Source organism: Oceanivirga salmonicida (genome assembly GCF_001517915.1).
Taxonomy (GTDB): domain Bacteria; phylum Fusobacteriota; class Fusobacteriia; order Fusobacteriales; family Leptotrichiaceae; genus Oceanivirga; species Oceanivirga salmonicida.
In genome coordinates this window covers 24,094-44,357 of record NZ_LOQI01000007.1, presented here as the reverse complement: position 1 = coordinate 44,357, position 20,264 = coordinate 24,094, and the positions used below count along the sequence as shown (strand labels likewise).

At 24.1% G+C, this 20,264-nt stretch carries 18 protein-coding genes; all 18 read right to left on the bottom strand.

What is annotated here, in order from left to right; all coding sequences use genetic code 11:
* Window positions 1-266 precede the first annotated feature (266 nt).
* The 18 genes from AWT72_RS01795 to AWT72_RS01710 all read right to left on the bottom strand — a co-directional run bounded on the left by AWT72_RS01795 (window position 267) and on the right by AWT72_RS01710 (window position 20,139).
* Complete coding sequence (locus tag AWT72_RS01795) at window positions 267-851, bottom strand: TetR/AcrR family transcriptional regulator (RefSeq protein ID WP_067139916.1); 585 nt, start codon at window positions 849-851, stop codon at window positions 267-269.
* Window positions 835-2,073: a branched-chain amino acid transport system II carrier protein gene (gene brnQ, locus AWT72_RS01790; RefSeq protein WP_067139913.1), complete on the bottom strand. Its 1,239-nt coding sequence runs from the start codon at window positions 2,071-2,073 to the stop codon at window positions 835-837. Before brnQ ends, AWT72_RS01795 begins: the two co-directional genes overlap by 17 nt.
* Complete coding sequence (gene acpS / locus AWT72_RS01785) at window positions 2,073-2,411, bottom strand: holo-ACP synthase (protein WP_067139910.1); 339 nt, start codon at window positions 2,409-2,411, stop codon at window positions 2,073-2,075. Before acpS ends, brnQ begins: the two co-directional genes overlap by 1 nt.
* Complete coding sequence (locus AWT72_RS01780; RefSeq protein WP_067139907.1) at window positions 2,402-3,184, bottom strand: TatD family hydrolase; 783 nt, start codon at window positions 3,182-3,184, stop codon at window positions 2,402-2,404. Before AWT72_RS01780 ends, acpS begins: the two co-directional genes overlap by 10 nt.
* The gene (locus tag AWT72_RS01775; RefSeq protein WP_082680501.1) at window positions 3,171-3,800 is read right to left on the bottom strand and encodes a C40 family peptidase; all 630 of its coding nucleotides are present in this window, start codon (window positions 3,798-3,800) and stop codon (window positions 3,171-3,173) included. Before AWT72_RS01775 ends, AWT72_RS01780 begins: the two co-directional genes overlap by 14 nt.
* Window positions 3,801-3,811: 11 nt before the next feature.
* Window positions 3,812-4,249, bottom strand: coding sequence for a D-aminoacyl-tRNA deacylase (gene dtd, locus AWT72_RS01770; RefSeq protein WP_067139904.1), 438 nt, complete (start codon window positions 4,247-4,249; stop codon window positions 3,812-3,814).
* Window positions 4,249-5,571 (bottom strand): ribosome biogenesis GTPase Der, encoded by a 1,323-nt coding sequence (der, locus tag AWT72_RS01765; RefSeq protein ID WP_067139901.1) that lies wholly within the window; start codon window positions 5,569-5,571, stop codon window positions 4,249-4,251. The genes dtd and der overlap by 1 nt, the downstream gene beginning before the upstream one ends.
* Before the next feature lie 34 nt (window positions 5,572-5,605).
* Window positions 5,606-6,184 (bottom strand): IMPACT family protein, encoded by a 579-nt coding sequence (locus tag AWT72_RS01760; RefSeq protein ID WP_067139898.1) that lies wholly within the window; start codon window positions 6,182-6,184, stop codon window positions 5,606-5,608.
* Window positions 6,172-6,891 (bottom strand): site-2 protease family protein, encoded by a 720-nt coding sequence (locus tag AWT72_RS01755; protein WP_067139895.1) that lies wholly within the window; start codon window positions 6,889-6,891, stop codon window positions 6,172-6,174. The genes AWT72_RS01760 and AWT72_RS01755 overlap by 13 nt, the downstream gene beginning before the upstream one ends.
* Window positions 6,881-7,345 (bottom strand): STAS domain-containing protein, encoded by a 465-nt coding sequence (locus tag AWT72_RS01750; protein ID WP_067139892.1) that lies wholly within the window; start codon window positions 7,343-7,345, stop codon window positions 6,881-6,883. Before AWT72_RS01750 ends, AWT72_RS01755 begins: the two co-directional genes overlap by 11 nt.
* 8 nt (window positions 7,346-7,353) lie before the next feature.
* Window positions 7,354-8,220 carry an Hsp33 family molecular chaperone HslO gene (locus tag AWT72_RS01745; RefSeq protein ID WP_067139889.1) on the bottom strand — a complete coding sequence of 289 codons (867 nt, stop codon included), beginning with the start codon at window positions 8,218-8,220 and terminating at the stop codon, window positions 7,354-7,356.
* A 41-nt stretch (window positions 8,221-8,261) separates the two neighbouring features.
* On the bottom strand, window positions 8,262-10,364 hold the full coding sequence (locus AWT72_RS01740; protein WP_067139886.1) for a BamA/TamA family outer membrane protein: 2,103 nt from the start codon (window positions 10,362-10,364) through the stop codon (window positions 8,262-8,264).
* Window positions 10,361-14,302: a hypothetical protein gene (locus AWT72_RS01735; RefSeq protein ID WP_067139883.1), complete on the bottom strand. Its 3,942-nt coding sequence runs from the start codon at window positions 14,300-14,302 to the stop codon at window positions 10,361-10,363. The genes AWT72_RS01740 and AWT72_RS01735 overlap by 4 nt, the downstream gene beginning before the upstream one ends.
* Window positions 14,303-14,402: 100 nt before the next feature.
* The gene (locus tag AWT72_RS01730; RefSeq protein WP_156413064.1) at window positions 14,403-16,343 is read right to left on the bottom strand and encodes an ATP-dependent DNA helicase; all 1,941 of its coding nucleotides are present in this window, start codon (window positions 16,341-16,343) and stop codon (window positions 14,403-14,405) included.
* Window positions 16,344-17,078 (bottom strand): ATP-binding cassette domain-containing protein, encoded by a 735-nt coding sequence (locus AWT72_RS01725; protein ID WP_067139877.1) that lies wholly within the window; start codon window positions 17,076-17,078, stop codon window positions 16,344-16,346.
* Window positions 17,056-17,832, bottom strand: a complete 777-nt coding sequence (locus AWT72_RS01720) for an ABC transporter permease (RefSeq protein WP_067139874.1) — start codon at window positions 17,830-17,832, stop codon at window positions 17,056-17,058. The genes AWT72_RS01725 and AWT72_RS01720 overlap by 23 nt, the downstream gene beginning before the upstream one ends.
* On the bottom strand, window positions 17,829-18,749 hold the full coding sequence (locus AWT72_RS01715) for an ABC transporter permease (RefSeq protein WP_067139871.1): 921 nt from the start codon (window positions 18,747-18,749) through the stop codon (window positions 17,829-17,831). Before AWT72_RS01715 ends, AWT72_RS01720 begins: the two co-directional genes overlap by 4 nt.
* A 1-nt stretch (window position 18,750) precedes the next feature.
* Complete coding sequence (locus AWT72_RS01710; protein WP_067139868.1) at window positions 18,751-20,139, bottom strand: ABC transporter substrate-binding protein; 1,389 nt, start codon at window positions 20,137-20,139, stop codon at window positions 18,751-18,753.
* Window positions 20,140-20,264 lie beyond the last annotated feature (125 nt).

Sequence of the window (20,264 nt, the reverse complement as noted above, 5' to 3'; positions counted from 1 at the left end):
ATAAATACATTATAAATATAATTAAAGAAAATGATAATTTATGTCTAAAAAACTTAAATAGTTAAAAAATTATATTCACGAATTATTTCTTTAATAATATTTTAAAAATTAGTTATTCTACTGCTAAAATATCTATCAAAAAATATATTCCATTATTAAATCGTCTTAAATTATACATAACAAAAAACGACTCCTAATTTGAACTTTTATTTCAAGCCATTTTAGGGGTCATTTTAAGTGTGCTTTCACATAAACACATTATTTTTTTATTCTTCGTTATACATTATATAATCAAACAATTCAAAAAAAACGTCTATTTCGCTTTTGTCTTTATTTAACTTTAACTTTAGCATAGTTCCTTCCATTTGATTAAGTAAAATTTTTGAAACTTTTTCTGAATTAATATGCTCATATCTTGAATTAATTTTTTTTAACATTTCTAAAAATAAGGTAAGTCTTAATTCAATTTTTTTATAGTTTTTTAATACTTCTTTTCTTACATCTTCGTTTATATCTGACATTTCTATAGCAATATTACCTAAAAGGCTACCACCATGATAATCATTATCTATTATACTATTAAAATACTTATTGAAAAATAGTTTTAACTTTACACTTGATAAATCATCAACAACAGCATCAAAAAATTTAATTAAATTATCAGAATGGTAATCAATTACTTGTACTAATAAATCTTCTTTATTTTTAAAATAGTAATAAAATGACCCTTTAGGTATTTTACATTCTTTTAATATTTCACTAATACCTGTATTTACATAACCTTGATAATAAAATAATTTAGCACTCTTTTTTATAACGTCTTGCTTTTTTTTCTCAACTTTTATATCCATATTTAAACTCTTTTACTAATATACTAATCATTAATACGATAACCGTAGGGACAAGCCAAGCCATTCCTATTTGACTAAGTGGCAATGTGTTAGCCATTATTTGATCTATAATAGCAATTGTTAATGTTGTATATGTTGTGTAAAATATAACCCTATCAGTTATTAGTCTACCCTTAAATATTGTAAGTCCAATTAATACAATAAGTACTGGGTAAAATACATTTAATATCGGACCTGCTAATTTTATTATTATATCTACTTTTAATTGTGAGATTATAAAAGAAATAGTAGATATTACGATTACAATTATCTTATAATCAATTTTTTCGTTTAACAATTCTTCAAAAAATTCACTAACAGATGCTATAAGTCCAATAGCTGTTGTAAGACATGCTAATGAAGTTATTATTCCTAATATAATTTTACCATAATTTCCAAGTAAAACTTCTGTTATTTTTATAGTATATTCTGTTCTGTCATATTGAATGGCATTAGGTATATTTACTGTATTTCCTAAATACATAAGTCCTGCATAAACTCCCATCAATCCTATTAATGCTATAAATGAAGCTTTAATAGATAATTTCATAGCATTTTTTTCATTTTTAACAGCTTTGTATATTAACTGTCCAAATATTATAGCTGCTATTGCATCTAATGTATTATACCCTTCTAAAAATGAAAAAGTAAAAACATTTTTTACTGTTACTGGATTAACTACTGTGTCTTTATTAAATATTCCTAATACTATTAATATTATTAAAGTTATTAATAATAAGGGAGTTAATATTTTACCTATTTCATCTAATACTTTTGCCTTATTTATACAAAAAAGTATACATAATACAAAAAATATTCCTGTTACAATAGTTGCATTTACACTAGGGAAAATAGGGTATATTCCCATTTCAAATGTAGTTGCAGCTGTTCTTGGTATAGCGATTATTGGTCCTATTGATAAAAAGGCTAGTAGTAAAAAAATCTTACTAAACATTTTACCCATAGGATCAAATAAAGTTAGATAATTCCCTTTATTTTTAAATACGACTAATAATCCAACTAAAGGTAGTCCTACCCCTGTAATTACAAAACCTATTGTTGCTAATAAGAGATGCTCTCCAACTCTTAAACCTATGGCACTTGGTAAAAGTACATTACCCGCACCAAAGAACATAGCAAACAATGCAAAACCTAATATTAAAACTCTTTTTGTATCTTTCATTAAAGCTCCTCTTCTAGTAATACTGTTGCGATAGCATAATCTTTTTCATGTGATATGCTAAGTTTAACTTTATGTTGTTTATATTTTATATATGGTTTACCCATATCATTATTTTTTATTTCTATATCTAGAAAATTAAAATTTCCTCTAAAACCTGTACCCATCGCTTTTGAAAAGGCTTCTTTTGCTGCAAATCTACATGCATAAGATTCAAATTTATTTTTTCTACTTTCACAATATTTTATTTCATTTTCAGTATAAATTTTTTCTCTAAAGCCATCTTTAGATAAAGCTTTTTTTATTCTTTCAACAGAAACTATATCTACTCCTATTTCCATAATTTATACCCTTTATATGCATTAATAGTTGTAGTTTCTACAACTTCTTCATAACTTATCCCCTTAATATCTGCAATTTTTTTTGCAACATATTCAGTAAATATTGGATTATTTCTTTTACCTCTATATGGCTCTGGTGTTAAATAAGGGCTATCTGTTTCCAAGACTATTCTATCTAATGGAATTTTAGATACCATTTCACTGGTTTTTCTATTATTTTTAAATGTTAAAACTCCACCGACACTTACATAATATCTATCTAGTATATCTTTTACTTGTTCATATGTACCTGGATAACAATGTAATATTCCACCAACGTCATTATATTTTTTCAATATATTTATAGTATCTTCTATTGCATCTCTTGTGTGTATGACTATTGCCTTATTTAATTTTCTTACCATTTCTATTTGTCTTATAAAGCCAGCAATCTGAATGTCTTTTGGGTCAGTCATCCAATGATAATCAAGACCTATTTCACCTATACCTACTATCTTAGGATTAGTTCTAGCCAATTTCTCTAAATGGCTTAATTTTTCATCTGTCATAGTAGATATATCGGTTGGGTGAAAACCAATAGAAGCATAAATTTTTGCATTCTCATTAGCAAACTTTATTGCTTCTAATGAACTATCATAATCCCAACCCGAACAAACTACAAATTCCATATTTTCATTTATATTTTCTATTATATCATGTATATCTGTATCATATTTACTATCATTTAAATGACAATGTGCATCGACTAATTTTCTATTTTTATCTTGCAGCATCTACTCTTACTCCATATTTATAGTATTTTTTCCAATATGAATTATTTAAACTTGATAATATAACTCCCTTTGAAGATGAAGCATTTATAAATAATGAATTACCTAGATATATAGCAACATGATTTACTCTATTTCTTGGTCTGAAAAATAGTATATCTCCTGGTTTTAATTCATTTTTATTTGTTATTCTTTTGCCATTTTTTACTTGATCAATACTTACTCTTGGTAGTTCATATTCAAATACTTTTCTATAAACTCTTCTTGTTAAAGCAGAACAATCAATTCCATTGTGTGAATCTCCACCCCACTTATATTTGACACCTTTCCATTCTTCAAAAGATGAACTTAATTTATCAAATAATATAATATTATCAATTTGTTCATAATCATTATCTAAACTTTGTCTTAATTCTTCTGATTTTACTTGTATATATTCTTCATCATGTACATATTCACTATCATAATTTTCCAATTCTACATTTTCTAAATTTTCTAAATCTGCACTTGCTGCATCTATTTTTATATCAACTTCATTTTGACTAATATCTGCTCTTACCAATGTGAAGTTTAATAACAATAAAATATATGCAAATTTATTCAGTCTACTTCTTATCATATAACCTCCTTTTAAAATTCTAATATTACATTAACAGGACCTGTTGCATTAGAAATAATATCCATGTCACTTTTAAATTTACCTGTTACTACCTTATCATACTCTATTTTTAAATTTTCTACAAATTTATCATAAATTTTTTGTGCCAATTCATGGTTTGCACTATCATCAAAACTAAGCGTAGTTCCTTTATCCGCTTTGGCATATAAAGAAAAACTAGACACTACCATAATACTTCCATTAATATCTTTTATATTTTTCTTTAATTTTCCTTCTTCATTTTCAAAAAATCTTAATTTAAGTAGTTTATTAATTGCCTTATCTATATTAGTATAATCATCATCTTTTTTTATACCTAAATATACTAATAAGCCATATTCCATTTTCTTCTCAATATCACTATTTATTGTAATGTTAGCAAAACTAACTCTTTGTATTAATAACTTCATTATTTATTACTTTCATTCTTTTTATTAAATATTAAATCAATAGGACAACCTACAAACCCAAAATATTCTCTTAACTTATTTTCAATATATCTTTGATAAGAAAAGTGAACTAATTCAGGATTATTTGAGAAAAATACAAATCTAGGTGGTTGTACTCCAACCTGTGTTGCATAATTTATCTTAACAGCACGACCTTTTCTTGTAGGAACAGGATTTTGTGCCATCATATCTGCTAATACTTGGTTAAGTATTCCCGTTGTTATTTTCTTATTATATTCTTCATTAATTTCTTTAACCATATCTATTATATCAAAAATTCTTTTACCTGTTAAGGCAGATATAGTAACTATTGGTGCATAATTTAAAAATGGTACTTCTGATTTTACTTTTTCAACATATTCTTTTACTGAATTATTATCTTTTTCAACTAAATCCCATTTATTTATTGCAATAATTATTGGTTTTCTAGCTTCATGTATAAGTCCTGCTACTCTTTTATCTTGCTCAGTAATAAGTTCTAATGAGTCCAACATAAGTACACAGACATCTGCTCTATCTATAGCCTTAACTGCACGAAGAACACTATAATATTCTATACTATCTTCTATTTTTGATTTTCTTCTTATTCCTGCTGTATCTATTAAAGTATAAGCTGTTTCTTTATATCTAAAATTAGTATCTATTGAATCTCTTGTAGTTCCTGCAATATCACTTACTATATTTCTTTCTTTATTTAATATCTTATTTATTAAAGAAGATTTTCCAGCATTTGGTCTACCTAGTACAGCAATCTTTAGACCTTCATCTACATTATCGTATTTATCATTTTCAAATTTTTCGACTACTTCGTCTAATAAATCTCCTAAGTTAGTTTTATGCTCTGCAGATATTCCTACTATTGTTTCAAAACCAAGTGCATAAAATTCCAAAACATTATCTTTATCTTTAATGTAGTTATCTATTTTATTTACTGCTACTACTACTTTTTTATCTTGTTTTCTAAGTATTTCTGCTATTTCTTCATCTAATCCTGTAATTCCTACTTTACCATCTACTAAAAATATAATAACATTGGCTTCATCAATAGCAACTTGTGCTTGTTCTTTAATTTTACTCATTAAAAAGTCATTATTCCTAGGCTCTAATCCACCTGTATCTACCAACACAAAATCTTTACCTAACCAGTCAATACTTCTGTATAGCCTATCTCTGGTAACACCTGGTACATTATCAACAATAGAAACTCTATCTCCTACTAATTTATTAAATAGTGTTGATTTTCCAACATTAGGTCTACCAACTATTGCAACTATTTGACTCATATTTTTTCCTACTTTCATTTAACAAAAAAATATCTTACAATCTTATTATATCAACATTTTTGATATTTTCAAATTTTTTTATTTGTTTTTTTGTTAATTTTAATTTAAAATTTATTTTTTCTAAATAACTTTTTTCTATTATTTCTATGTTTTCATCATTTATTATTTTATCAACTATATTTTGTTTGGTATAATCAAAATTGATTATAACGGTGTATTTTTCTATATATTCTTCTATTTTACAAACTTCAAACAATTCTTTTGCAACTCTTGCATAGTTTCTAATAAGTCCACCTGCACCTAATTTTATGCCTCCAAAATATCTGGTAGCAACAATCGCAAAGTTATATATTTTTTTTCTTTCAAAAATATCAGCCATAGGTTTTGCTGCTGTATTTTGCGGTTCTCCATCATCGTCATATTTAAAATATTCTTGACCATTTTCTACTATTCTATATACTGGTACATTATGTGTTGCATCTTTATGCTTTTCTTTAATATGCTCAATGAAATCTATGGCTTCTTGCTTAGTTTTAACACCTTTAATATAACCTATAAATTTTGATTTTTTTTCTATAAATTCTATTTTAGTACTACCTACTACAATATCCATGACAATAATCCAAAAACATATGTATATACACTTCTTAGTATATTAGAATATATAAGTAACATAATAAGAAAGAATGATATAAAAGGGTTAGCTTCTATTCTATCTAATGCATATTTAAAATCTCTTGGTACTATTAATCTTAATATTCTACTACCATCTAACGGTGGTATAGGAACTAAATTAAATACTCCTAATACTATATTAATTATAATAAATTCTATTAAAAATATTCTAACATATACTATAAATATAAATTTATACAATAGTAGTGCGGTAATTACCAATAAAAAATTGGTTGCTACTCCTGCTATGCTAACAAGAAATATTCCTAATTTTTTTAGTTTTAAATTATAGTAATTAACTGGCACTGGTTTTGCACTTCCGATAATAATTGGCGAACCAAATAAAAGTAACATTGCAGGTAATAATAGACCTTCTAAATCAAAATGTTTTATTGGATTTAAAGTAAGTCTCCCTGCATTTTTAGCAGTATTATCTCCTAAATAATAAGCAACTATACCGTGTGCTATTTCGTGTAAAACCACTGCTATAAAAAATGCTGTTACTCTAAATATACTAAGTATTATGTCATTTCTGTCTATAAATAAACTTAATAATATGATTATTAATGGTATAAATTTTAAATATGGGTATTTTAAATCTAAATATTCTATTCTATATCTTATCTTGTTTAAATTATTCATCATCTTTATTCCCTACAACTTTCTTCATTTGCTCAACTACACTCGCAAAAGTCTTTTTATTTTCTTCATTTAAATTCATTAAAGTTTCGTGTAATTCTAATATTTGCTTTGGATTAGCAGGTAAATTTTGTATCTTTTTACCTTCAATTAGAATTTCTTCATCTAGTATTATTAAAAATTTAAGTATTCCTGTTTGCTTTAATATATTTATTATTTCTTTATTAGGCTTTAATAAATTCAAATACTCATCATTTTTTTTCTTAAATATCATAGTGTATTTAGCAATAAGACCTAAAAATGTACTATCTAAATATGTAGTTTCTGTAAAATCTAATATAGGCGTTTTATCACTTTCATCTAGTATTTTTTCTATACTAGTTACATTTTTCATAGTAGCCTTACCACTTATTTTTATAATATTTACACCATTACATTTATCGTAAATTGCTGTATCCATAAAATCTCCTAACTAAAATCCTCAAATCTATATACTCTATTACAAAAGCCACATACTGTTTCTACATAACCTTCTTCAGATAATATTTCGTTAATTTCTTTTTTTTCTAGATTATTTAATACTAAATTTTTAAAATTTTCTTTATTACATTCACAGGCAAACTCTAAATTTTTAGTTTCTAATATATTATATTCTTCTATATTCTCAAATATTAAATCTGCTACTTTTTCCAATGTAAAATCATGTGCTAATAATTCTGTTAAATTATATATCATTTTCATTTTTTCTTCATATTTATCAAATATATTTTCATCTGAATTAGGTAATAACTGTATAATTAATGCTCCGCTTTTATCAAATTCATTATTATCATTGAATTTAATACTAGTTTTAATTATTGTTTTTAATTGTTCAGAATTTTTATAATATTTTTCAAATACTTCTTCTATTGTTTCATCTTCATTTATTTCTAAACCAGTAATATATGGCGTTTTTAAACCTAAATTAGTTTCTACTAATATAGTTCCTTTACCTATTTTATATAAAGACTTAAATTCATCTATATTTTTTACATTATTTATTTTTATTATATCATTTTGATCTAAATTACAATTTGCTATAACTCTACCATCATATTTTGCTAATGCTTTAGCATTACCTAACATACCATCAGCTTTTAATACCAATGCTATTTTACCAGAATCACTTTTTATATTCATAGATAATATAGATGCAATGTTTAACAATGCTATTTCTGATGTTAAAAACATTTCGTTATAATCACTATATTTCTTAGCATTTTTAACTATTGAACTAGTATCTGCTATAGCAAATCTTACATTTTTGCTTGTTCCTATTATTATTCTTGATTTCATTTTTTTCTCCATAAATAAAGACTAGTTAGACTAGTCTTTAACTAAAATGTATGTCCAAATCCAAATGTGATTTTTCCACCTTTTTGTTCACCTTTATTTATTAATGGTACTCCGTAATCTAATCTTATTAATCCCAAAGGAGTATTTATTCTTATACCAGCACCCACGTCTGATTTAATATGAGATTTAAATCCTTTAAATACTTCACCTATTGTTTCATATTTTTGATAACCATTATTATCAAATTTATCTGCACCAGTTTTTTGTTCTGCATATATACCTGCATCTGCAAAGAAAACTGCTTGTAAGTATTTATTAATATAGAATCTATTTTCTGCTGTAACTGAAGTTATAAAATTAGTTCTTGCTGATTCGTTATAACCTCTTAATGTTTTACCATAATTATCTGTTACAAACAATGAATTAGATGGTGTTGAATTTGTTGCAAGACCTAGGTTATATTTAAATGCGAATGAATTTTTATCTTTAATTATTGATTTATAGAACAATGCGTCTAAATTAAATGAACCATAGAATCTTGGTCTAAATACTGTTTTCTTACCTAATCCTGAGTTCTTTCTATAACCATCTATTTTTTGTTCAAAATCCTTTTTATGAGCAAGAGCTTTCTCTTCAGCTAATACTTTACCTTCTGGTGTTAATTTCTTATCTTTAATATGTGGTGTTAAACCAGAATTATCTTGCTCTTTTTTCAAGTCTTCATATGCTTTACTTAATCCAAATGGTGTTAAATGATTATCTTTTAAAATACCATTAGCCTCAAATGTTGCAACTACGTTTATACCATTTTTAGGTAAGAAAACGTCATCTCTTGTATCATAGTTAAATACTAAACCTGTACCTAATAATACTGATTCTCCTATTTTTAAACCATGTTTAGTTTTAGCTGTGTTATAATACAATTTAGGTTTTGCACTTAAATATATATCTTTATACACTCTTTTACCTATACTAAAATCTAAACCAAATGTATATTCATTTGCAGGTCTTATTAAGTTTGCAAATGGTGAATATAGGATATTACCATCTATTTTTTCATCTCTTTCTAAATCCTTTTTAGTAGATTTTTCTCTTTTTAAGAATAATGATGCTCCCGCTTGTACTTGGTCCGTATTTTTTATCCATGGATTATAGTAATTTAATGCAAATTGATAACTTCCACCTGTTGAAAACGAAGCACTTAAACCAACGTCTTGTTGTGTTCCTAAAAAGTTTTTATCTGATATTCCAACTTCTCCAACTAAACCAGATTGTTTTGAATAACTAAGTTGTGCATTGATTGAAGCTGTTCTTCTCTCATCAACAACTATGTTTAATATTCTATTTTTTGTATTAGTTGGGTCTATTTCTAGTCTTGGATCTATAACGTCAAATAATCCTGTTCTTGCTAAATTATTTTTTAATTGTGTAACACCATCTAATGTTAAAATATTTCCTAATTTTATATTTTCATTTCTTTCAAATACAAAAGGTTGTGTTTTTAATTTAAAATCACTTTCTAAAAATCTAACATTATCTTCTCTAACAGTAGATTTAAGATAATTAATTTTAGTTAATGTCCCTTCTGATATTTCTATAACTAAGTTATTATTTTCATCTAAATTTGAACTTGCTATAAATGGTGCTATTACACCTGCTTTAAAGTATGCTTCTAAAATTGGACTTCTTTGTGGGTCAACAAAATAGTAATTAAATAATCTACCCTTTTCTAATCCTAACGATTTTTTTAATTCTTCCACGTCAAATACTGTTACACCTTTTAAAGTTACACTATTTAAAACTGGATTTTCTTTAACATTTAAAACTATATCTACACTTTTATTTTCCAAATTAGTTTTAACATCAGGAGTTATTGTTTGGAAATACCCTGTTTCTATAATTTTATTCATAAGTTCTTTTATTTTTTCAGGATCAAATAAATCTCCTCTTTTTATATTGCTTTGTTTTATTATTTCTGATAAATCTACATTTCTATTCCCTGCTACACTAATATTATTAACATATACATTAACTCTTTGATTAGTATTAGCATTTTGAGTAAGTATATCAGTATTTTCAGCCATAACATTAGCCGTTATAAATAATGAAACTAATAACATTACTTTTTGTAAATTTTTTCTCATTTTTTTCCTTTCCTATTAAAGATATCTGAAATATGATTAAATTTTCTTTTAAAGCTTACCCCAGTATAAAAATCAATATCTTTAATACCTTTTACTTTTGAATCTAATTTAACACCAAAATTAGCGTTAACATTTTCTTTTATATCATATGATAAACCTATATCATAATCTATTGCATTATTTCTTGTGTCAAATGGTATGTTAGTTTTCAAGTTCCAATATATATTTTTATATATTAAACCTTGTAAATAGAAATTAGCAGAAGCGTTTCTTAAATTACCTATTGTAAATTCCTTACCGTTTAAACCGCCTGCATTTATTTCAAATTTTGTAAACCCTAACTTTTGAGCTATAGGGTTAGTAAATGTACTAACTAATTGATTTATGGCAGTTTTAGCTGCAAAATTAAATGCATCTTTACCACTATCAATATTTTTTCCATTAAGAGTCAATAAATTAATTATTTCTTCTCTTGACCTAGAGTTTTCAGATTTAAAGTTTATAAATATATCACTTAATTTTGAATTAATAGATAATTCTATATTCTCATTATTTATATTTGTTGCTGCTTTTAAGTCAATTGATGGGTTTAATTTAACGTCTGTTCTATCAAATTCAACCTTCAATCTATCTACTCTAAAATGATTTTTGTTAAAATCAAATGATCCATTATCTACATTTAAAATTCCATTTACATATGCTTTATTTCTATAATACTCTATATCTAAATTCCCTACTACTTTACCACCTATATCTTTTATTAAGATATAATTAGGAATATCAACTAAAATAGGTTTCTTAATATTTAAATCTACTTTAACTTTATATTCTCTCATTATATTATATACTATTTCTTGAATAATTGTAACAAAATAATTTGATTTTTTATTTTTATTCTTTGTTTCAAAGGCATTTATATCATTTAAGTAACCACCTAATATTTCAACTTTTCCTAATAATTTTTTCTCGTTTAATGTCAGACTTGTATTAAATTTAACATTATTTTTATTATTTTTAAGTACAACATTTCTTGACATTAATTTAAGATTGAAATCATTTAATTTTAATTTTTTGTTATTTATAAAATTTTCATCTAGTACTGGGAACATAAAATTACCTGTCAATTCTATTCTTCCGCCATTTAAATTTGTGCTAAATTCATTTATTTTAACATTTTTATTAAGTAAGCCTATATCTATATTGGCTCTTTCTATGTCTATATCAGTTGTTAATAATCTTAAATTATTAAGTTTAATATCCCCTTTTACATTACCGTTACTGGCAATTAAATCTACGTCCGCTATACCACTTGCTTCTTTTACATTTTTATTAAGTTTTAAAAAACCTAAATCAAAATCTTTTGCAAGTACCTTAAAGTTATAATCTAATGGTGTGTATAATAAATAACCATCTACTATTAAAGGATTTTTTTCATATTCAACATAACCTTGTCCTATATTTATACCTTTATTATTAACTTGTATAGATAATGCTAAATTTTTAAATTTATTCTCTAGAATATTTATTTCCCTAGAGTTAATTATTACTTCTCCAAAATAATCTTTTAAATTACCCCTCAAATATGCATTTAATTCTACATTTCCTAATAAATCAGGAGAAAATTGAGATAAATCTACATTTTTTGAATCTAAGTCTAAATTCATGTTTAAATTTTCTAAATCAATGTATAAATTAGTTGAGTATATACTCTTACCATCCTTTATAAGTTGAAATTTTTCTATATCAATTTTACCTTTTTTATTTTCTTCTAATATATCAATATCTTTAAATTTAGATTTTATACTAAATTCAGGCATACTTTTGTTATTATATTTAATATTTTTAAGCCTTAATGTCATATCTCCATATAAATTATCAAGTTTTCCTTTAATATTTATATCACTTTTAAGTACTGCGTTTAATTCATCAAATTTTTTAATTTTAGATAATTCTTGGTCTATTACCATTTTAGCATCTAAATATTTAGCTTTTATATTATAATTTACTAATAATTTACTCTCATTTAAAATAGCATTTAATTTTAAATTTTCATTTTCAATTAATACGTCTGACTTAATAACCCCTATTTTTTTACCATCTAAATATATATCTGAGTTTTTAAGAGTACCAGTAGCATTAATATTTTTTAAATCTGTACTTCCACTTAACGCTAAATTACTAGCCATAACATTAATATCTAATTTCTTTGAAGTAGTATACAGCATATAGTTTTTTAATTTAGCATCAAAGTATATTAACTTATCATCTAAATCATATCTAGCAGTTGCATCTAAAAATTCATTTTTTATATTATTTATATTTATTTTATTATCAGCATATTCAATATCTGCTTTCACATTAACTAGTCTTTGATAATTTAACCAAACTTCATCTGCTTGAACTTTTGCATTTAATTTTCTTTCACCTAATATATCTTTAATTACACCTTCGGTTTGCAAATTATGTATATCTACAACTTTATAAAAATACTCTGAATTTGTTTTAAATTCAACGTCTATTTTATCTGATTTACCTACTACCTTAGCATTTATATTTCCATATTCTTTAAGTTTTGCAACTATATCATAGTCATGATTAGAATTAGCATCGGTAGTACCATTTATACTGATACTATTATCATTATTAGATAACTTAGCAAATATTTTTTTATCATTATATTCTATATCGGCATTAATTTCTTCAACTACTGGGACATTAGTTGCATCTATATGCAACTTGACCATTTGCTTTTCTATGTCATATTCATTAGATTTAAGTTTTATTTCTATATCATCTAATTTACTGGTTAATAAAATATTTTTTTCATCTAGCGTTAATTTAACGTCTTTTAAATCATTACCAAATACATTTAAACTATCTGATTTAATATCTAAATTATATTTTTCTAATTTTATTTTTTTATCTTTAAAAGTAAATAAAGTATCTATACTTCCACTAACATTTCCATCAATATCAACATTAATTTTATCTAATAATTTATATTTTTTTAAAGTGTAAAATGAAATATCTTCTATATCTAATTTTAATTTCATATTATCATTTAAAACTGTATTTAATGTTAATTTAACTGGTTTATTATCTACCCTAGCATCGGCTATAATATCTATTTTTTTATCTTTTACTACTAATTTAGCATTAATATCTTTAATTTCTTTGTCAAAATCTTTATAATAAGCACTATCAACTGATATATCTAAATCAGATTTAATTTTATTTTCCTGATTTTTTTTATATATTTCCAATGTACCATTTAATGTTGCTAAACCGGATTTAATAAAATCAATGGGTACATATTGTAAAAATTCATCACGAGCCTTATAATCTTTAAAATTTAATTTAAGATACTTATTCTCTTTTCTAAGTCTTACGCCTATAACACCATTTTTAGTAAGACCTTCTACATTTATATCATAACCTATACCTGATAATAAATTAATTTTCCCATTTACATTTTCAACAATTTCTTCTATTTCTTTATCAAATTTTTTACTAATATATCTAATTTTAGAATCATGTAAATATACATTTCCTAAATTAGAATTTCTTCTTTTTTTACGCTTTATATTAGTTTTTGGAAGTATATTATCTACATTAAATTTTCCATCTTTATTTTGTATAATATCAAAATTAGCACCGTAAACGTCTACGCTACCTATTCTTGTTATTAGTAAAGGATTAAATCTTAATGTTGCTTTTTTAATAGTTCCAACTTTTGTTCCGTCTAATTCATTAACTACTACGTCATTTAAATCAATATTAAAACCATTTAATTCTATTTTACCTGCATCAATATTTAATTTCACTAAATCTTTCACGACAAAATTAGTAATTTCTGTTATATTATACTTTATCGTATAATATGTAGAAGTGATTAGTGTTATTAATATTAACGGTATTATATATTTCAATTTTTTCATTTTATCACTCTTTTTTATTTTTAATTACATTATATTATATTATAAATAGTCATATATTTCAAATTTTTTATTTTTCTATTCTTGGGCATTTTTCTCTATCTTATTTTATTTTTAATATGTTTTTACTAGGTAATGAATTTATAATATTTTTTCCATATCGTTTAGTATATACTCTATTATCTAATATTATTATGTCTCCACTATCTTGCTTACTTCTTATAAGTCTACCTATACCTTGTTTTAACTTAATTATCATTAAAGGTAACTGGTAATTCATAAAAGCATTTATATTATGCTTAGACATATTTTCAGTTATTGCTTCAATTATTGGGTCATCAGGAGATATAAATGGAAGTTTTACTATAACAACACTTTTTAATTTTTCTCCTTTTACGTCTACACCTTCCCAAAAACTATCAGTCCCTATCAATATAGACTTTTTATTAATTTTAAAATTTTCAATCAAATTATTTCTAGACATAGTCCCTTGCTTTAATATATTGAAATGTTCTAAATCAAGTTTAGCATAAATTTGTTCAACTTGTTTATATGAAGTACAAAGTATAAAAGTTCCTTCATTATTTTTTTCTAAATATTTATTTAAAAAATCAATTACATATTCCATATAATCATTGCTATTAGGATTGAAATTATTAGTTGATATTCCTATTCTCATATTCTTATCATAGTCAAAAGGTGAATTTACACTATAAAATTCAAAATTATTTAATCCTAGTCTTGATTTTATAAAATCAAAACTATCGTTTACTTTTAAAGTTGCAGAAGTCATTACAACACTTATTCCTTTAAATATGCTTTCAAATTGATTAGATATATCTATTGGTGTTGATACTATACTTAACTCTGCTGTATTTGAATTATATTGAAACCAATTAACATAATCTTCTTCGTTATTTTTTTGTATCTCAAATAATTTTTCTAAATTTTCTTTTATTTTAGCATATAACATATAAAAACTTGATTTTACTTCATCGCTTACTATGTATATATCAAGCATATTTTCAATCTTGTTTTCAAGCTTTATTAAAATTACTAATTTTGATTTTAATCTATCTATATATTCATAATATTTATCTAATTCTTTTTCTATTTTATTTTTTCTTATATTATAACTATTATTATTTAATAGTATGCTTATTAAATTATTACTTAATAATAGATATATATCATATATACTGTTTATGACATCACTGAAATCAATTTTTATATCTTCTAGTTGCTCTTTATTTGCCCCTAAATTCGTCAATTCGTTAATTAGCCTAGTCAATACACCTTTGTTAGTCTTTTTGTTGTGTAATAAGCCTATATTTAAAAATATATCTTTGGAATTAATTTTAACTTCAAAATACGATCTTGCAACGTTTTCTAGTTTGTGTGCTTCATCTAGAATTAAAATATCATATTCAGGTAACATATGCTCAAATTCAAATGAAGAAAATAGCAAAGAATGATTAACTATTAATACTTCTTTACTTTGTAAACTTCTTCTAGATTTGTAAAAAAAACAGTTATTAGTTTTAGAACATTGATATTGTGTACAATAATCAATATCACTACATACACTAAGCCACTGCTCATTAGTTATACTAAAATCTATTTCTGATTTATCTCCTGTTTTAGTATTTTTATACCAATTTATCAACTCTTCATTGTCAGAATTTTTTAGTAATCTATTACCACAAACAAAGTTAGAACGACCTTTTACAATAGCATATTCTATTGGTTGGTCTATAATTTTTTCTAATAAGGGTAAATCTTTATTTAATAATTGTTCTTGTAAATTTATTGTGTTAGTAGATATTAATACTCTTTGTTTATTTTTTTTTGCATATAAAATACTTGGCATTAAATATGCCATTGTTTTACCTATACCTGTTCCTGCTTCTATTAGTATATGTTTATTATTATTTATAGCATCTTCTACTATTTCAGACATTTCTTTTTGTCCTTGCCTATTTTCAAAAAGAAAATCTTTTTCCATTTTATTAAAATATTTTTCCATTCTATTTATCACTTTCACTTATTCATCAATTTCACTATAATATTTATTTTCTAATTCTATTAATTTTCTAGTATATGGATGTTTTGGGTTAGTAAATATATTATCGGTCGTATCACTCTCTATAATCTCACCTTTATACATTACATATATTCTATCTACAAATTTTTTCATAAGATTTATCTCATGAGTTATAAAAATTATAGATTTCTTATTCTCTTTAATCTTTTTTAACAAGTTTATAACTTCTAATTTACTTTCAGTATCTAATGCTGTTGTGATTTCATCTGCTATAAATATCTCTGGGTCAGAAACTAAGGCTGCTGCTATTGCAATTCTTTGATTTTCTCCACCACTAGCTTCAAATGTATATTTATCAAGATATTTTTTAGTATCAAATAATCCAACTTTATCAAATAAATTTTGTATTCTTTTCTCAAAACCGTTATAGGTTTTATAGTGTGAATAATATAAATGCTTTAACTGTTTCCCTATTTTAACTGTTGGATTTAATAGTGTAAAAGCATTTTGGAATACCACTCCTACCTTATCGTTTAATTTAAATTTTTCAACTTTTATTTCACTTCTTTCAGGTAATATACCTAATATATATTTAACTGTCAAAGTTTTGCCAGAACCAGATTCTCCTAATATTCCCACAACTTCATTTTCATAAACTTCCATATCTATATTTTTTAATAAATGTTCTCCATCAATATGTACATTTAATTTTTTAATTTCTAATTCTTTTACCATTCTTTATACTACCTTTACCCTTAGAAAATTTATTTGCATAATATACTATTACTATTATTATGATACCTGGAAATAATGTAAACCATGGTGCTTTTATAAAATACGATCTAGATGCATTTAACATATTTCCAAGAGTTGGTATAGATGGATCTAAACCTATTCCTAGAAAACCAAGGCCTGCTTCCGTCAATATTCCTTTGGAAAAATTTATTCCCAAATTTGTTAAAACATATTTTTTTACATTAGGAAATATATGCTTAACAATTATTCTAATATTTTTAACTCCATATGTTTTTGCAGCAATTACATAGTTTTTATCTTTTTCTTTAATTACTAGTCCCCTTGCATAATTAATCACAAGTGGTAAATACATAATTATCATAGAGATTATTAATGATATTTGTGGTTTTTGTATTATTACTACCACTGTAACTGCAATTAATATTGATGGAATTGATAATATGATTTCTACTAACATTTGAAAAACATAATCAATTATTCCACCAAAATACCCCGATAAAAACCCTATAATATTCCCAATTATTGTACACAAACCTATTGAAATTGCTGATATTAATACAGTATTAAAAGTTCCCAATAATAGTCTAGTATATATATCTCTACCTAAATCATCAGTTCCCATTAAATTACTTAGACTAGATCTTTGTAAAAATTCAGAATTAATATCATATGGATTTTTAATAAATAATACTAGGATAAAAAATATCACTATATATTTTACATATTTTCTCATTTATTAACACCTAACCTTATTCTCTTATCAAGGCTAACATATAGTAAATCAATAATTAAATTTATTATTATTACAACTAAGGATGTATAAATTATTAAAGCTTGTAATAATTTAATATCTCTTGTTGCAATAGATGTTAATAAAAGTCTTCCTATACCTGGAATCGAAAATATTTGTTCTACTATTACTATACCTGTAATTAATTCCAAAATTATTAACCCAAATAATGGTATAGTTGTAAGTATGGCATTTTTTAGAATATACATATTTAATATTCTCTTATTCATTCCATTTGAATATAGAAATTTAACATAATCTAATCTAGTTTCTGTGTAAAGATTTGCTTTTATATTTAAAGTTATAAACGCAATCTGTGGTATTGAAATTATTATACAGGGTAATATAAGAGAAACAAATGTCCCATTATATGAAGTAATAAATAGATTCAATATTACTGAAAATATAAATATAAATATTATGCCTAACCAAAATGTTGGAACTGCTATACTTATATTTAAAATAATTTCAAATATTTTTTTTATTTTTTTATTTTTTATACTGTTTATATAAAACGACAATATAACTGAAACGAAAAAAATTATTAAAAGTGAAATTATGCTAACTAATATAGTCAAAGGTAATGTTTCTAAAACTAAATCTTTTACGGGCATATCATATCTATAAGACATACCAAAATCACCCATGATTACATTTTTTAGCCAATGTATATATCTAAGTAAAATTGGCTCATCTAAGCCAAAATTACTTCTAAATTCTAATATTTGTTCATAAGTTGCATCAACACCTAATATAGCTGTTGCAGGATCACCTGGTATAAGTGATATTATGAAAAAAGATATAGTTGATATTATATATATACTAAAAATTCCCTTTAATATTTTTTTTATAAAATACATTTTATTCTCCAAATTTTAATTTTGCAAAATCAACATATGGTATTGTATAAGTAGTATATCCTGTAATATTTTTGTCCATAGCAACTGCTATCTTAGGATCCATTATAAAGGCACTAGCATAATCATTTATCAATATTTCATATGCTTTTTCATACAATTCATCTCTCTTATTTATATCAAATGTCTTTTTAGCAAGCATTATAAGTTCATCATATTCATTATTACTATAATTTAAAAAGTTTCTTTTATAATCACTTGTAAATCTTCTATATACTGAATCTTTATCTAATTTACCCGATAAAGCTATAAGTGTAATATCATAATTTCTATCAGTATATACATCTTTTAACCAAGTTGCAAATTCTTGTGGTATTATATTAACTTTTATACCATGTTTAGATAATTGCTCTTTAATAACTTGTGCAGTATCTAAATATATCTTGTAATTAGATGGTATTTTTAAATCTAATGTTAAATCTTTTACTAATTCTTTATCAACATTAGTTTTTAAACTTTTTAATTCTATTGCATAGTTATTTGTTGCTTTTTCTATTATTTGTTTCTTATCTATAGCAGATACTATTGATTTTCTTAATTCTAAATTAAATTTCTTATTATTTATACCCATGATAAATAACATATTCTCAGGGTAAGTTATAATCTTTTTATCTTTTATATCATCTAATCTTTTAGTATCAACTGAACCTAAAAAATTGTATTTATTACTTATGAAATTTAAAAATATAGTTTCTACATTAGGTATTATATCTATATCCACTACTTCTATATTTGCTTTATCTCCATAGTATTTATCAAACTTATTAAGAATTAATTTATGTTCTCTTGTATATTTTTTTACAAAATAAGGTCCTGTTCCGTTTTCTATTTTATCTAAATCATCATATGTTTTTTCAGATATTATAGGTGTTGTTAAACTATATATAAATGAAGAATCAGGTTCTTTTAAAACTATATTTACTTCTAATGGATTTTTAGTTTCATTAATTGATACTATATTATTAAATTCTTTCTGATATTTTAATTCTTTAATTTTATTTAAAGAAAATATTACGTCTTTTATGGTTAATTTTTCTCCATTATGAAAATATACATTATCTCTAATGATAAATGAATATGTTTTCCCATCTTTATCTATACTATATTCTTTTGCTATAGCAGGTCTTAATGTTCCATCTTCTTTTGGCATTAATAGACCTTCATAAACATTATACATAATCTCCTTAGTTGGTGCTGAAACCATCTTATATGGATTAATACTATCTATATCAACCTTTATTGCTGTTTTAATCTCTGAATTTTGTATAGTTGAAGTTTTACTCCCGCATGATACTGCTAATACCATAAATAAGCACATAATAATTTTTTTCATAGCTATCTTTCCTCTCTTAATTAAATAATTAATTTTCTAAGTTAATTATAGCAAAAAATACAAATATTTACCACATTTATTAAAATTTATAAAATTTTGATAAATTCATGAAAACACTTGACAAC